This window comes from Kordiimonas pumila (genome assembly GCF_015240255.1).
Classification (GTDB): Bacteria; Pseudomonadota; Alphaproteobacteria; order Sphingomonadales; family Kordiimonadaceae; genus Kordiimonas; species Kordiimonas pumila.
The window spans coordinates 2,419,159-2,434,854 of the sequence record NZ_CP061205.1; the positions used below are offsets into that span (position 1 = coordinate 2,419,159).

Annotated in this window: 16 protein-coding genes; 13 read left to right on the plus strand and 3 right to left on the minus strand. The window is 46.7% G+C overall.

Features of this window, described 5'->3' with window-relative positions:
- Window positions 1-89: 89 nt before the first annotated feature.
- The 12 genes from secG to ICL80_RS10655 all read left to right on the plus strand — a co-directional run bounded on the left by secG (window position 90) and on the right by ICL80_RS10655 (window position 12,406).
- Window positions 90-416: a preprotein translocase subunit SecG gene (gene secG / locus ICL80_RS10600; protein ID WP_194212074.1), complete on the plus strand. Its 327-nt coding sequence runs from the start codon at window positions 90-92 to the stop codon at window positions 414-416.
- A gap of 110 nt (window positions 417-526) precedes the next feature.
- The gene (locus ICL80_RS10605; protein WP_194212077.1) at window positions 527-2,158 is read left to right on the plus strand and encodes a CTP synthase; all 1,632 of its coding nucleotides are present in this window, start codon (window positions 527-529) and stop codon (window positions 2,156-2,158) included.
- Window positions 2,159-2,250: 92 nt separating this feature from the next.
- Complete coding sequence (locus tag ICL80_RS10610) at window positions 2,251-3,060, plus strand: hypothetical protein (protein ID WP_194212078.1); 810 nt, start codon at window positions 2,251-2,253, stop codon at window positions 3,058-3,060.
- A 144-nt stretch (window positions 3,061-3,204) separates the two neighbouring features.
- Complete coding sequence (eno, locus tag ICL80_RS10615; protein ID WP_194212079.1) at window positions 3,205-4,479, plus strand: phosphopyruvate hydratase; 1,275 nt, start codon at window positions 3,205-3,207, stop codon at window positions 4,477-4,479.
- Window positions 4,480-4,594: 115 nt separating this feature from the next.
- Entirely contained in the window at window positions 4,595-4,906 is a 312-nt protein-coding gene (locus tag ICL80_RS10620; protein WP_194212080.1) for an FtsB family cell division protein, read from the plus strand.
- Window positions 4,907-5,227: 321 nt separating this feature from the next.
- Window positions 5,228-6,259 carry a pyruvate dehydrogenase (acetyl-transferring) E1 component subunit alpha gene (pdhA, locus tag ICL80_RS10625; RefSeq protein WP_194212081.1) on the plus strand — a complete coding sequence of 344 codons (1,032 nt, stop codon included), beginning with the start codon at window positions 5,228-5,230 and terminating at the stop codon, window positions 6,257-6,259.
- A 12-nt stretch (window positions 6,260-6,271) separates the two neighbouring features.
- Window positions 6,272-7,669 carry a pyruvate dehydrogenase complex E1 component subunit beta gene (locus ICL80_RS10630; protein ID WP_194212082.1) on the plus strand — a complete coding sequence of 466 codons (1,398 nt, stop codon included), beginning with the start codon at window positions 6,272-6,274 and terminating at the stop codon, window positions 7,667-7,669.
- A gap of 243 nt (window positions 7,670-7,912) precedes the next feature.
- Entirely contained in the window at window positions 7,913-9,199 is a 1,287-nt protein-coding gene (locus ICL80_RS10635; protein WP_194212083.1) for a pyruvate dehydrogenase complex dihydrolipoamide acetyltransferase, read from the plus strand.
- Window positions 9,200-9,205: 6 nt separating this feature from the next.
- A complete protein-coding gene (locus ICL80_RS10640; protein WP_194212084.1) occupies window positions 9,206-9,565 on the plus strand; it encodes a cupin domain-containing protein in 360 nt (119 codons plus the stop codon).
- 4 nt (window positions 9,566-9,569) lie between these two features.
- Window positions 9,570-10,967, plus strand: a complete 1,398-nt coding sequence (gene lpdA / locus ICL80_RS10645; RefSeq protein ID WP_194215835.1) for a dihydrolipoyl dehydrogenase — start codon at window positions 9,570-9,572, stop codon at window positions 10,965-10,967.
- Window positions 10,968-11,034: 67 nt separating this feature from the next.
- Window positions 11,035-11,952 (plus strand): lipoyl synthase, encoded by a 918-nt coding sequence (lipA, locus tag ICL80_RS10650; protein WP_194212085.1) that lies wholly within the window; start codon window positions 11,035-11,037, stop codon window positions 11,950-11,952.
- A gap of 19 nt (window positions 11,953-11,971) precedes the next feature.
- A complete protein-coding gene (locus ICL80_RS10655; RefSeq protein WP_194212087.1) occupies window positions 11,972-12,406 on the plus strand; it encodes a type II toxin-antitoxin system RatA family toxin in 435 nt (144 codons plus the stop codon).
- Here ICL80_RS10655 and ICL80_RS10660 read toward each other — a convergent pair.
- From ICL80_RS10660 to ICL80_RS10670, 3 genes are read right to left on the minus strand one after another with little or no spacing between them, the layout of a single operon-like run.
- Window positions 12,403-12,900: a CinA family protein gene (locus tag ICL80_RS10660; RefSeq protein ID WP_194212089.1), complete on the minus strand. Its 498-nt coding sequence runs from the start codon at window positions 12,898-12,900 to the stop codon at window positions 12,403-12,405. The two genes, ICL80_RS10655 and ICL80_RS10660, sit on opposite strands and share 4 nt — an antisense overlap.
- Before the next feature lie 42 nt (window positions 12,901-12,942).
- Window positions 12,943-13,446: a phosphatidylglycerophosphatase A family protein gene (locus ICL80_RS10665; RefSeq protein ID WP_194212091.1), complete on the minus strand. Its 504-nt coding sequence runs from the start codon at window positions 13,444-13,446 to the stop codon at window positions 12,943-12,945.
- The gene (locus ICL80_RS10670) at window positions 13,439-14,659 is read right to left on the minus strand and encodes a bifunctional 2-C-methyl-D-erythritol 4-phosphate cytidylyltransferase/2-C-methyl-D-erythritol 2,4-cyclodiphosphate synthase (protein WP_194212093.1); all 1,221 of its coding nucleotides are present in this window, start codon (window positions 14,657-14,659) and stop codon (window positions 13,439-13,441) included. Before ICL80_RS10670 ends, ICL80_RS10665 begins: the two co-directional genes overlap by 8 nt.
- Before the next feature lie 48 nt (window positions 14,660-14,707).
- Between ICL80_RS10670 and dusB the strand changes: the two genes are divergently transcribed.
- Window positions 14,708-15,694 carry a tRNA dihydrouridine synthase DusB gene (gene dusB, locus ICL80_RS10675; RefSeq protein ID WP_194212095.1) on the plus strand — a complete coding sequence of 329 codons (987 nt, stop codon included), beginning with the start codon at window positions 14,708-14,710 and terminating at the stop codon, window positions 15,692-15,694.
- The last annotated feature ends 2 nt before the right edge of the window (window positions 15,695-15,696 follow it).

The window sequence follows — 15,696 nt, forward strand, 5'->3', positions numbered from 1 at the left end:
AGCAACATCTGGGCTAGATAGCGCCCAGAGACTTGCAATCATATCAGTTATTGCAGATTATATACCCTATATAGGTACAGGATAGGCTCATGGAAGCAGTTTTGCTGACAATTCATATAATGGTGGCTCTTGCCATGGTTATCACGATTCTTTTGCAGCGGTCTGAGGGCGGCGCACTCGGAATCGGTGGCGGCGGTGGCGGCGGCTTTATGTCTGCGCGTGGGGCAGGCAATTTGCTGTCTAAGACAACAAAATGGCTGGCGATTATTTTCCTTGCCAACTCTTTGGCGCTGGGCTGGCTGGCTGCGAACAGGAAAGATGCTTTTGATGAAGTATTGTCCGAGCCGATAAAGGCCCCTGTTGAAAAGCAGGATAACCAGTTACCAGAAATACCAAGCCTTCCTGAAGGTAGGTAGAAAAGAGACACTGAAAACGGGGGCACAGGCCCCCGTTTCTCTTTATATAGAGACTGTATTTTCTCGAAGGCGTTACGAGACGCTGGGCTAGGTTTATATTGAGAGGCTTTATGACACGCTATATTTTCATTACGGGTGGGGTAGTTAGTTCACTGGGTAAGGGGCTACTTTCTGCTTCACTCGGCGCGTTGCTGCAAGCCCGTGGATATTCTGTTCGGCTGCGTAAGCTAGACCCGTATCTGAATGTTGATCCGGGTACTATGAGCCCTTACCAGCATGGAGAGGTTTTTGTAACAGACGACGGTGCAGAAACAGACCTTGACCTTGGTCATTATGAGCGCTTCACAGCTGTATCGTCACGCCAAAGCGATAATATTACATCTGGTCGTATATATCAGCAAATTATTCAGCGCGAACGTCGGGGTGATTATCTCGGCGGTACAGTGCAGGTAATACCCCATGTAACGGATGCGATTAAAGAGTTTGCGCTAGCTGATCAAGACGGCATTGATTTTATGCTCTGCGAGATTGGGGGCACGGCGGGTGATATTGAGGCAATGCCTTTTATGGAGGCTATTCGCCAGCTCTCCATTGAACTCGAACGGGATAGGGCCATTTTTGTGCACCTTACGCTTGTGCCTTATTTGGCTGCCGCGGGTGAATTGAAAACCAAACCTACGCAGCATAGTGTGCGTGATTTACGGTCAATTGGTATTCAGCCTGATGTTCTTGTATGCCGTTCAGAACATCCGATTCCTGATTCTGATAGAAAGAAAATGGCTCTTTATTGCAACGTACGTGAAAGTGCGGTTATTCCTGCTCTTGATGCGAAAAGCATATATGAAGTGCCAATAGCCTATCATAACGAAGGCCTTGACGACGAAGTTCTAAAAGCGTTTAGAATACAGGGTGCACCGAGACCTAATCTTACGCGCTGGGAAGATATAGCAGACCGCATCAATAACCCTGAAGGTGAGGTTACTATTGCGGTGGTAGGTAAATATACTGGCCTTAAAGATGCCTATAAATCGTTGACGGAAGCGCTCGTACACGGTGGCATTGCTAATAGAGTTAAGGTCAATATCGAATGGTTTGAATCTGAAATATTTGAAAGCGAAGACGCTATCAGCAGGCTTGAGGGTGTTCATGCTATTTTGGTGCCCGGCGGGTTTGGTAAACGCGGTACAGAGGGCAAAATAGCAGCAGTTCGGTTTGCACGTGAACGCGGCGTACCTTATTTTGGTATTTGCTTGGGTATGCAGATGGCGACAATTGAAGCGGCAAGAAATCTGGCAGGTATTCGTGATGCTGGCTCGACTGAATTTGCGCCAAATGAAAACCCCGTTGTTGGCCTGATCACAGAGTGGGTGCGAGAAGATGGTAGCATCGAACAACGCACAGAAGATACCGATCTTGGCGGCACCATGCGTCTTGGTGCCTATCCTGCGGTTCTGAAAGAAGGATCAAAGGTTGCGGGCATATATGGTTGTTCTGAGATATCAGAGCGTCACCGTCATCGGTATGAAGTTAATATCGGCTATGTAAAGAAGCTTGAATCTGCGGGAGTTGTATTCTCAGGTATGTCGCCAACGGGTGATTTACCTGAAATTATTGAGCTGCCTGACCACCCATGGTTCGTTGGCGTACAATTTCACCCTGAATTAAAGTCAAAACCATTTGATCCACATCCATTATTTGCAAGCTTTGTTGAAGCTGCTGTGCGCCAAAGCAGGCTAGTTTAAACAAAAAATAGTAATCGGCACTGTCTTTGCATGGCCTGCTGTGCAACTTTTGTGGTAAGGTAAAATTTACCGCACTGAACAGGGAATCGTCGATGCTGAAAATATCTGTATCAGTAGCTTTATTGCTTGCCATCATGGCTGGAAAAGCTGTTTTTGCCGAATCTGACGAGGAAAGATTTGCACGCAACTCTATAGCATCTTTGCAATTAGCCAGTCAGGTTCTAAGTTATTATGGTCCTGTTAAAGATGATAAAAGCGAGCTGGTAAAGGGTGAGCCCGTTATTGAGGGTGCCTGGCAAAGTTTTTTGGCCTATCAGGGTAGGGAGCATCCTATGGCTCATGACCTAGCTCTTGTTCGGGCACGAAGTGTTACTGCGTCTAATATAAAAAGCAAAATTGTACCGGCATGGAACGATGCTGTGCAGGGTCTGCCACCGTCTATTGTGCCTGCTCAGCGGATTAGTTTGTATCTTGAAGCAGCAAATGCTTCAACACAGGCACAGGATTATAAAAGCGCAGGAAAATATTATTCGCTGGCGCGTACGTTGGCGATATTAGACAGCAGCAATGCAGATAAAGCGCAACTCTACATGCGGCTACATGAGCTAAAGTCAATCGGGGTAGCCATGGACTGGCGACCCTTAAGAGATGCGCTTTCGGATCTTAGAAAATATTCTGAGCAATTTGCGCTCTGGACAATTCCGCGGCTTGACGCATTGCTTGGTGAAGCAGAAATCAGAGTGGAATTGCAGCCCGATGTACCCGAAAAACGCACAGACCTTGCTGAATTGAAAGCAAATATTGAGCTTTCGGAAAAGGGCATGGGCGGTGCTATCCCTCCGGCACAGCTAGCCCGTCTCAGGTCGCTCTTTTATGTACTAGAGGATCGGTGGGAGCTCTAGCTTTCACTTTAAAATAAACTAACAATTGGTTTAATTAATGATCAACTGAGTTTCCTTAACACGAAGTCTTGCACCAGCGCCCATATGCCGGTATGTAACGCATCAAATATTTCCCTTCAGCCTTTGGATTTATAAGGAATTCTCATGAGTGCGATTATTGATATTATTGCCCGCGAAATTTTAGACAGCCGTGGTAACCCAACTGTTGAAGTTGATGTTATTCTTGAAGATGGTGGTTTTGGCCGCGCAGCAGTGCCTTCTGGCGCCTCAACCGGTGCACATGAAGCGGTTGAGCTACGTGACGGCGATAAAAGCCGTTATCGTGGCAAAGGTGTTTTAAAAGCTGTTGAGGCTGTTAATGGTGAGCTTTTTGATGCTCTTGTCGGGCTGGATAGTGAAGAGCAGCTTGCGATTGATCAGATTATGCGCGATTTGGACGGCACAGAGAATAAGTCCCGTCTTGGGGCTAATGCCATTCTCGGTGTATCGCTTGCTATTGCTAAAGCTTCTGCTGACAGCCTTGGTGTACCACTCTACCGTTATATTGGTGGACCAAATGCTCATGTTTTACCTGTTCCGATGATGAATATTATTAATGGCGGTGAACATGCTGACAATCCAATTGATGTGCAAGAATTCATGATTATGCCTGTGAAAGCTGAAAGCTGCAGTGAGGCCATTCGTATCGGGGCTGAAATCTTTCATGAGCTTAAAGAAAAGCTGCATGCGGCAGGACATAACACAGCAGTTGGTGATGAGGGTGGCTTTGCACCAAATCTGGCAGGTACAGAAGAAGCTATCAAATTCATTATGGCTGCTATTGAAAGTGCGGGTTACGAGCCAGGTAGTGATGTTTACCTTGCTATGGATGCTGCTTCGACCGAGTTCTATGAAGGCGGCATTTACAACCTGAAAGGCGAGGGTAAAAAGCTTTCCAGTGCAGAGCTTACGGAGTACTGGGCTGATTTGGTTAATCGTTATCCCATCATATCCATCGAAGACGGTATGGCTGAAGACGACTGGGATGGCTGGAAGCTGCTGACAGATGCAATTGGTGATAAATGCCAACTGGTTGGGGATGATTTGTTTGTGACAAACCCTGAGAGACTTGCTGAAGGTATTAGCGGGGGCGTTGCTAACTCTATTCTCGTTAAAGTTAACCAGATTGGTACGCTTAGTGAAACCATGAAAGCTGTAGACATGGCGCATCGTGCACGCTTTACATCTGTTATGTCTCACCGGTCTGGTGAAACAGAAGATGCGACGATTGCTGATCTTGCGGTTGCTATGAACTGCGGCCAGATTAAAACTGGATCACTGGCGCGCTCTGATAGGCTTGCAAAGTATAACCAGCTTATTCGGATCGAAGAGCAACTGGGTGCCAGTGCGGTTTATGCGGGCACTAGCATTCTAAAATAAGATTTATTCAGACTCAGAATACAGCTTTTAGGGAATCGGCCTTGAAAGCTGTTTTTTTATAACATTACAACAATTTAACTTGAAAATTCGATTCGATTGGTAGATGATTCGAATCATGGAACGAGTCGGACGCATATCAAGAGGTTTAGGGCAAGCATGGCTTACGGGGCTGTGGTTCTTCCTTATCGCCTATTTTGCAGTTCATGCCTTTCAGGGCGATAATAGTTTATCAGCTTTGAAAGAGCTTGAAAAACAGGCTGTTCTCTTAAAAGCGGAAGCTGATGATGTTGCTTTGCAGCGTGAACGGCTTACACACCGGACCGAGTTACTGGGCGGTAAAGTGGTTGACCCTGATATCTTGGAAGAACAGGTTCGTGTTCGGCTTGGATTTACCCATCCTGACGAAGTTATCCTTTTGTTAAAATAATCCCTGTCTAATGGTCCTGCTGTATGGATTCGGCTGTGTACTCAGCTTTTGCATGCTTGCACGTGTGCCTGCTCAGTGTGCCTTGGGGGGCTGTGGTTATTGCTAACTGACATTGCTTCATCATAAGAATGTTATCGTTATGTGCATTATAAATGGGCAATTATTTTATGCAAAAATTTATTAACTAAATATAAGTTAATTTAAAAATACACAATAAATACAGTGTGTTAACATGTATTGCAATTTATCAAAATAGGCTGTATCCATAGTGTAAGGTAAGTAATTGGGTATTTGGATCCCGTCCTTTGGGGAAAGGTCGTTATGACTACGAAAAAAACACCAGCTAAGTCAGCTGCTGCTTCAAAGCGCAGGGTGACGAAGCCAGCTATTTATGATGCCTCTAATGAGGAACTTATCAGCTTCTATCGCACTATGCTTTTGATTCGCCGGTTTGAAGAAAAAGCGGGCCAAATGTATGGCATGGGCCTTATTGGTGGTTTTTGCCACCTCTATATTGGTCAGGAGGCTGTTGTTGTTGGTATTCAGTCTGCCCTGAAAGAGGGCGACAGCATGATTACCGGTTACCGTGAACACGGCCATATGCTGGCGGCAGGCTGTGATGCGAAGTCTATCATGGCAGAGCTTACTGGCCGTAGTGGTGGCTGTTCGCGCGGTAAAGGCGGGTCTATGCACATGTTTGACCCTGAAAAAGGTTTTTACGGTGGGCACGGTATTGTAGGGGCGCAGGTTTCACTTGGTACCGGCCTCGCATTTGCTGCCAAATACAGAAAAACAGACAATATCTCTGTTGCATATTTTGGTGACGGCGCAGCTAATCAGGGCCAAGTTTACGAAAGCTTTAATATGGCGCGGCTCTGGAATTTGCCGGTGGTTTATATTATCGAAAATAACCAATATGCCATGGGGACCAGTGTTAATCGTTCTTCCTCAGAAATTGAGCTGTTCCGCCGGGGTGAAAGCTTCCGTATTCCAGGTAAACAGGTAGACGGTATGAACGTGCTTGCTGTACGGGCTGCGATGGATGATGCCGTAAAGCATTGCCGCGATGGGAACGGCCCTTTCATTTTGGAAATGAAAACATACCGTTACCGGGGCCATTCTATGTCTGACCCCGCAAAATACCGCTCAAAAGAAGAAGTGCAAAAAATGCGCGCGGAACATGATGCGCTTGAGCAGGTGAAAAAAATACTTCTGGATAGTGCTATTATGGATGAGGCTGCCTTGAAAGATATGGACAAGGAAGTAAAAGCACTTGTTGCAGATGCTGCATCTTTTGCTCAGGAGTGTCCGGAACCTGACCTATCTGAACTTTATACTGACGTTCTAGCCTAAGGGGATTTGAAGATGGCTATTGAAATTACGATGCCTGCACTTTCCCCAACCATGGAAAAGGGCACACTGGCCAAGTGGCTTGTAAAAGAAGGCGATACAGTTGAGAGCGGCGATGTGCTGGCAGAAATTGAAACCGACAAGGCAACAATGGAAGTTGAAAGTATTGATGACGGTGTGGTTGCCAAAATTCTGGTTGCTGAAGGCAGTGAAGACGTGCCTGTCGGCGAACTGATTGCCATTCTGGCTGAGGAAGGCGAAGACGCATCTGCTGTTGATGCACCTAAAAAACAGACTAAAGCGGTTGAGCCTGCAAAAGAGCAACCAACTGAGGGTGATGATGAAGGTGAAGATGACGCAGCAGAAGGGCTAGCTGCCCCAAATGTAGCAGAAATTGCGCCAGACCCAACAATTCCAGAAGGTACTGAAATGGTATCACAAACGGTGCGGGAAGCACTGCGTGATGCGATGGCCGAGGAAATGCGCAAAGACACAAATGTTTTTGTTATGGGCGAGGAAGTTGCTGAATACCAAGGCGCCTATAAGGTAACGCAGGGCCTGCTAGATGAATTTGGACCAGAGCGTGTGATCGACACACCTATTACAGAACATGGGTTTGCAGGTCTTGGTGTTGGCGCGGCTTTCACAGGGCTAAAGCCGGTTATTGAATTCATGACCTTTAACTTTGCGATGCAGGCAATAGACCATATTATTAACTCTGCCGCAAAAACCCGCTACATGTCTGGTGGTTTGGTGGAGTGTCCTGTTGTATTTAGGGGGCCAAACGGTGCTGCATCCCGTGTGGGGGCGCAGCATAGCCAAAACTACGCCGCATGGTATGCCCATGTACCGGGCCTTAAGGTGATAGCACCGTATGATGCCGCAGACTGTAAAGGCTTGCTGAAGGCCGCAATTCAAGACCCGAACCCGGTTGTGTTCCTTGAGAACGAACTGATGTACGGCGAAAGCTTTGAGGTACCAAAACTGGATGATTACACCCTGCCAATTGGCAAGGCACGGGTTTACAAGGAAGGGAGTGATGTAACGCTTATTTCCTATTCCATTACAGTTGGTCAGGCGCTGAAAGCGGCAGAAGAGCTGGCAGAACAGGGTATTAGTGTTGAGGTTATTGACCTTCGGACAATTCGCCCGCTTGATATGGAAACCATTATTGAGAGTGTGAAGAAAACCAACCGCTGCGTTATTGCAGAAGAAGGTTGGCCGCAGTGTTCTATAGCAAGCGAAGTGTCTGCTCAGCTCATGGAAAAAGCATTTGATTGGCTCGATGCACCGGTAACGCGCGTTAATAGTGTAGATGTACCGCTGCCATATGCCAACAACCTAGAGAAAGCCGCAGTGGTGAAAGCCAGCAATATTATAGAGGCCGTAAAAGCGGTTTGCTATCTGGATTAATGAGGAGAGATTTGCATCAGAAGCAGAAAGTGGCGCAGGATAATTAATCGCAAAGGCTTGAAAGCGATGTACCAAAGCGCAAAAATTAAACTGGATTATCGTGACCCAAGTATGGGCACAAAAGGCTCGTCTGACAGTTTGGAAAATAGGGTCTGGCTAGGGGTAATCATTTTGTTTGGCTTTCTTGTTCTCTCTGCAATTCTTTCCGGGTGTGACCCAACTTGAAAATGATAGGGACAAATTATGTCTATCGAAATTTTTATGCCAGCTCTCTCGCCCACTATGGAAAAGGGTACTCTTGCCAAATGGCTGGTGAAAGAGGGCGACACAGTTGAAAGCGGTGATGTGATCGCAGAAATTGAAACCGATAAGGCGACGATGGAAGTGGAAAGCATTGATGATGGTACTGTGGCCAAAATTCTGGTGGCGGAAGGCAGTGAAGATGTACCCGTTGGTGAAATAATAGCCATTCTTGCCGAAGAAGATGAAGACGTGGCTGAGATTCAAATGCCATCCGATAAAAAAGCAGACGAAACCAAGGAAAAGCCACAGGCTGCAGCACCAGAACCAGCAAAAGCTGAAAAAGCTAAGCCTGCTGAGAAAAAAGAGGCAGATCCTGAACCAGTACAAAAAACAGAAACTGGGGGCAGGGTAAAAGTTTCGCCTCTGGCAAAGCGTTTGGCGAAAGAGGCGGGGGTAGACCTTTCTACTGTTTCTGGCACGGGGCCACATGGTCGCATTGTGAAGAAAGATGTTGAAAGCGCGAAAGCAGCTCCGACAGTTACAAAAGCAGGAACTGCTACGGCTATTGCTGCAACAGAGTACGGCCCTGCGGCGGATACACCGTTCCGGGAAGAACGCCTCTCTGGTATGCGCAAGGTTATTGCAAAGCGCCTTACAGAATCAAAGCAAACTGTACCGCATTTTTACCTTACAATTGATGTCGAGCTTGATGATCTTCTTGCCGCACGCAAACAGCTTAATGAGCATTTGGAAGCAGACGGTGTGAAGCTGTCTGTGAATGATTTTGTTATCAAGGCGGTTGCTATGGCTCTGAAAAAGGTGCCCGCAGCCAACGTGCAGTACGCTGGTGATAAAATGTACTGGTATGAACGCGCTGATATTTCTGTCGCTGTCGCGATTGAGGGTGGCTTGGTTACGCCGGTTGTGCGCGGTGCGTGCACGAAAAGCCTTTCTGCCATTGCCACTGAAGTGAAAGAACTGGCGACAAAAGCTCGTGACGGTAAATTGATGCCAGAAGAATATGCTGGTGGTACATTCTCAATATCGAACTTGGGCATGTTTGGTATTAAGGAATTCTCTGCCGTTATTAACCCGCCGCAAGGTGCGATTTTAGCTGTAGGGGCTGGTGAACAGCGCGCCGTTGTTAAGAACGGTGCGCTGGGTGTGGCAACGGTGATGAGCTGTACGCTTTCGTGTGATCACAGGGCTATTGACGGTGCAGTGGGTGCAGAATTTCTTGCAGCTTTCAAAGGTTTCCTTACCAACCCTATTACAATGATGGCTTAAATTAGTATGGATTCTGTGAACCTAAAACAAAAATTGAGCCTTTTCAGCGAGCAATGGACACCGAAGATTATTGCTGATCTGGACGATAATATGGTGTGCCTTGCCAAGCTTGAAGGTGATTTTGTTTTTCATGCCCATGACAATCAGGATGAAATGTTCCTGGTCGTTGAGGGCAGGCTCCGTATGGATTTTCGCGACAGGCAGGTTTGGCTTGAAAAAGGCGAAATGATTGTGGTGTCTAAAGGTGTGGAACATAAACCTTTTGCGCCGGAGGAGTGCTGTGTACTTCTGATAGAAAATAAAGGCACGGCCCACACAGGCGGTGTGGATGACCCGCGCAGAAAAGATAAACACGATCGGATTTGATAACATGACACAAGCATATGATCTTGTTGTAATTGGTGGGGGCCCCGGTGGCTATGTGGCAGCAATTCGTGCAGCCCAGCTTGGGATGAATGTTGCGTGCGTTGAACGTGAAAACCTTGGTGGTATTTGCCTTAATTGGGGCTGTATTCCAACCAAGGCATTGCTCCGTTCTGCTGAGGTGTTTCACCTTGCTAAAAATGCCAAAGATTACGGCCTGAAAATAGATAAGGTTGAGTTTGATCTCGATGCCATCGTGAAACGAAGTCGCGGTGTGGCGGGCCAAATGAATAAAGGCATTGGTATGCTCTTTAAGAAAAATAAGGTCACTCATATTGAAGGCGAAGCTTCGCTTAAACCAAAAGGTAAGGTTGCTGTAAAAGATAAAGACGGCAAAGTGACGGAGCTTACCGCAAAAAATACTATTATTGCGACAGGGGCAAGGGCACGCGAGCTGCCACACCTGAAAGCTGACGGTAAGCTAGTGTGGACATACCGGCATGCCTTGCAGCCTGATGTAATGCCGAAACGCCTTTTGGTGATAGGGTCTGGTGCGATAGGGATTGAGTTTGCGAGCTTTTTTAACGAGCTTGGCTCTGAGGTAACGGTTGTCGAAATGATGGACCGTGTTCTGCCTGTGGAAGATGCTGATATTTCAAAGTTTGCGGAAAAGGCCTTTAAAAAGCAAGGTATGAACATCAAAACAAAAGCCTCGGTTACAGAGCTTAAAAAAGCAAAAGATACAGTAACCTGTGTTGTTGAAACTGGTGGTAAAAAAGAAGAAATTACCGTTGACCGGGTTATTATTGCGATTGGTATTGCGGGTAATATTGAGAACCTTGGGCTTGATGATATCGGCGTTAAAACAGACCGGGGCCATATTGTTGCAGATGAATGGGGCTTTACGGGTGTGGATGGTGTTTGGGCGATTGGCGATGTAACCGGTGCGCCGTGGCTTGCCCATAAGGCCTCACACGAAGGTGTTATTGTCGCTGAAAAAATTGCCGGTGAAAAAGGCCTTCATCCTATTAATAAGGGCAATATACCGGGCTGTACATACTGCCGGCCCCAAGTGGCCTCTGTTGGTATGACGGAAGCTAAGGCAAAAGAAGCTGGTTACGCTGTTAAAGTTGGTAACTTTCCGTTTGTAGGCAACGGTAAAGCTGTTGCGCTCGGGGAAGCTGAGGGCATGGTAAAAACCATATTTGATAGTAAAACGGGCGAACTTCTCGGTGCTCATATGATTGGCGCTGAGGTAACCGAACTTATACAGGGCTATGCTATTGGGCGCACGCTTGAAACAACAGAAGCAGAATTGATGCATACTGTGTTCCCGCACCCAACGCTTTCTGAAATGATGCATGAGAGCGTTCTTGCGGCTTATGGCAGGGCGTTGCATATCTAGGTGTAGCCACAGCAGTGTATTTGGGGTATCTAGGCGCCAATAATGTATGCCTAACTGGATAGCGAGAATGACAAAACCAGAAGAACCAAAACAGTTTCAACGCAAACCTTCATGGATACGGGTAAAAGCCCCTACCAGTAAGGAGTATGCGGAAACCCGCAAGCTAATGCGTGATAAAAAACTGCATACGGTGTGCGAGGAGGCCGCTTGTCCAAATATCGGCGAATGTTGGTCCAAAAAGCATGCGACTGTTATGATTCTTGGTGATACTTGCACCCGTGCATGTGCGTTTTGTAATATTAAAACGGGCCGCCCAATGGCAGTTGACCCAATGGAGCCACTGCACACAGCAGAAGCATGTGCCAGCATGGGGCTATCTCATATTGTTATTACATCTGTTGACCGCGATGATTTGCCAGACGGCGGAGCGGACCAGTTTATCAAGGTTATTAAAGCCATTCGGGACATGAGCCCCAGTACAACCATTGAGATATTGACGCCTGATTTTAGAAATAAGCCGGGTTCTATTGAGAGAGTAGCTGAAGCTGCACCTGACGTGTTCAACCATAATTTAGAGACAGTACCGCGCCTTTACCCCAAAATTCGCCCGGGTGCTCGGTTTTACCACTCTTTAAGGCTGCTGGATACGGTGAAGCAGGTTAACCCTGCTATCTTCACAAAATCAGGCATTATGGTAGGGCTAGGTGAAGAGCGCCTTGAGGTTAGTCAGGTTATGGATGACATGCGCATGGCTGACATCGATTTTATGACAATTGGGCAGTATCTACAGCCTACACCGCGACACGCGCGGGTAGACCGTTTTGTGACACCTGATGAGTTTAAAGCGTATGAGCGTATGGCAAAAGGTAAAGGCTTCCTTCAGGTTTCAGCAACACCGCTTACACGCTCAAGTTATCATGCTGGTGATGATTTTATAAAACTTCGTGCGGCTCGGGAAGCAAAACTGGCTTCAGCGGCAGAGTAAATAGTCAGGCTGGTAACGAATGCCAAAATTTTCAGAACAGAAAGTTTTGCCTTATTCACGCGAACAGGTTTTTGCGCTTGTATCCGATGTGCAAAAGTACCCTGAGTTTTTGCCGTGGTGTATAGGTGCGCGTGTCTATAATCGACAACCCGCATGTTTTGATGCTGATGTAATTATTGGCTTTAAAATGTTTCGGGAAAAATTCACGTCGCGTGTCAGCCTCATTCAAGATGAACGCGTGGATGTGGATTATATTAAGGGCCCCATGAAGCAGCTCTATAATCACTGGCATTTCCAAAGTGTTGAGGGGGGATGTTTGGTTGAGTTTGAGGTTGATTTTGAATTCAATAGCAAGCTCTTGAATGACATGATAGGTGGGCTTTTTGGCAAGGCATGCGAAAAAATGGTAGCTGCTTTTGAAGGTCGCGCTCAAGTTTTATACGGAACAGATTAAGACGCGATCATTTCCAGCATGATTGATAAAGCATATATAATGCTTAGGCGCCGTACTTCATTTCTATCAGCATTCTCAAAGCTCTTTTTAAAGCACTGGGGCGCATCACCCATAAAACAAAGCCCAAAGTAAACGGTGCCAACGGGTTTTTCTTCGCTGCCACCAGTGGGGCCGGCAATGCCTGTAATAGAGACGGCAATATCCGCCATAGAATTGACAAGGGCGCCGTACGCCATTTCTTTGGCAACGGCCTCAGAAACCGCACCGTATTTTTCAAGAGAATTGGTGCTTACATCCAGCATCTGGTGTTTTGCTTCATTTGTATAGGTAACAAAACCTCTGTCAAATACATCGGATGAGCCAGATATGCTTGTTAGGGCGCTTGAAACCAAGCCGCCTGTGCATGATTCTGCCGTCACGATCTGCAAGGATCGTTGCCGCGCCGCCTCAAGAAGGCTTGTTGCTAGCGTGATTATGTCTTTATCAAAATCCATGCACTAAGTGTATGGGGCAGCTATCATCTTATGCAAGGTAAATTAGAATAATAAAACGTGCCCAGCTAAGATAACGACTGCTGCAAACAGGCCTGCGACAAGATCATCGACCATCACCCCACAACCACCAGTGACCTTGCGGTCGATCAGCCCAATAGGCCAAGGTTTCCAAATATCAAATAGTCGGAACAGTAAGAAAGCCACCATATAATCATACAGCATAGGGGTGAAAAAATAAAACGGTAGCAAGGCTATCCACTGACCTGCGACCTCATCGATCACAATTTCTGGGGCATCATGGATGCCAGACACCTTTTCAATATGGTCAATGGCAAAAGCTGAAAGAACTGTAATGGCAACAATCAAGCTGGATAACAGGGTAAATGAAATACCAGTGTTGATAAGATAGTATCCTGCTATCACCGCAACTAGCGAGCCCCATGTTCCAGGCGCGGGCTTTAATAACCCTGCACCAAAAACGGTTGCCCACCAAAAGCTTATATGCCGGTATCGTTCGTTCCAGTCAGAAATAGGCCTTTTACTCATAGGGCACCCCAAAAGGCAGGCGAATTGTGGCGGTTGCTTCTGCAGCAATACCTTCTTTGCGGCCTGTAAAGCCCAGTTTTTCTGTTGTGGTAGCCTGCACGCTTACACGGTCTATAGATATGCTTAAAATGCCAGCTATTGCTTGTCGCATCGCTTGAACATGAGGGCCAATTTTAGGCTGCTCACAGATTAATAAAACCGTTATATGGCTTACAATACCTTGCTTTTTTGCAACCAGCTGTGCGGCATGAGCTAAAAACACATGGCTTTCAACCCCGCGCCATTTTTCATCTGAGGGTGGGAAGTGTGTGCCAATATCACCTGCTGCAATGGCAGAAAGAATGGCATCTGTTAAAGCGTGTAACCCAACATCTGCATCAGAGTGTCCTTTTAGCTTTTTAGTGAAAGGAACATCAACACCGCAGAGGGTAACGTGATCCCCGGTTTCAAACGCATGAACATCAAAACCGTGCCCAACACGAATATCACTACAGGCTAGCATCATCTGTGCTTCAGCTTTGGCAAAGTCTGCCGGATGGGTCACTTTGAAATTTCCTTCATCGCCTGCACAGATATGAATTGTGCCACCAGCATACTCAAAAACGGCAGCATCGTCTGTAAAATCATTATGTGGTGCTGTTTCATGGGCTGAAAGTAGCTTGCTATAGTTAAATGCTTGGGGTGTTTGCACAGCATAAAGACCTGCTCGGTCAATTGTGTCTGTGATCATACCGTTAGTGGCTCGTTTTAGTGTGTCTGTTATAGCCAGAGCAGGGATAACCGCATCAGCGCCCTTTTGAAGATCGCTTTCGATATTTACGATAAGTACGCTTGAAACAAAGGGCCTAGCTGCATCGTGAACAAATACAAATTCGGGGGCCTCAGCTTTTAGGGCAGTTAAACCCGCATAGACACTTTCTTGTCTGGTTGCACCGCCAGTAACAGTTATAATGTTCTTAGCTCCTGCGAGTGCCTTTGTTGCAAGGTCGTGATCATCTTCATTAATCACAACTACGAATAAAGCATCTGGGTTCGCTTGGCGTAAGGCTTTGACTGTATGGGTTAAAAGCATTTTTCCTGCAATTAGGCAGTATTGTTTTGGCACAACTGTGCCAGCACGCTGTCCTTTGCCTGCAGCAACAATAATATAGGCCATATTTGTTCGTTTCTCATGTGAAAACAGGGTCTGGCTTTTTTGTTTCTTATCTGGCATAAGCAGTGCCTAATTATTAAGCAGTTTAATGTTTGTTGGATATTCAGTATGGCTCTTAGCATTGGTCCAGTAGAAATCAAAGACCCAGTATTGCTCGCGCCCATGTGTGGTGTAACAGATATGCCGTTTCGGCGTCTTGTAAAAAGTTATGGGGCAGGGCTTGTTGTATCAGAAATGATAGCATCAGAAGCTATGATACGAGCGTCGCGTAAATGTCGAAAAATGTCGACAAATTGCGCAGAAGAGTTTCCGATGTCCGTGCAACTGGCTGGGTGCGAAGGCGCTAAAATGGCTGAGGCGGCCAAACTGAATGAAGATAGGGGGGCGGCCATCATTGATATCAATATGGGCTGTCCGGTTAAAAAGGTGGTGAATGGCCATGCGGGCTCTAGTCTAATGCGGGATCTTGATACGGCAGGCGAACTTATCCATGCGACAGTTAATGCTGTTGCGCTGCCTGTTACGCTTAAAATGCGGCTGGGGTGGGATGATGACAGCATTAACGCGCCTGAGCTTGCTAAAATTGCTGAGCAGGCTGGCGTGAAAATGATTGTTGTACACGGCCGTACGCGCTGCCAAATGTACAGGGGCCATGCAGACTGGAAAAAAGTTGGCTGGGTTAAGGACGCTGTAAAGGTGCCGGTTATTGTAAACGGTGATATTAACACTTTAGATGATGTGGAGCAGGCACTCGCTGATTCTGGTGCTGACGGTGTTATGATTGGTCGCGGTACATATGGCAAACCTTGGTTTCTAGCACAGGTTATTGAATATTTGCGTTCTGGCAATCACTTACCTGAACCAGAACTAGCTGACCAATTGGGCGTTGTTTTGGGCCACTACGACGAGATGTTGCACCATCACGGTGTTGAGACGGGTATAAAAATGGCACGGAAGCATATGGGCTGGTATACAAAAGGCCTGCATGGTTCTGCCGAGTTTAGAAATTATGTTAACCGTTTAGAAAATCCTGCTGAGGTTAAAGAGGCTTTGAAAGAGTTTTATCTGCCACTTTGTGACCAAATGGCAGCTTAGCG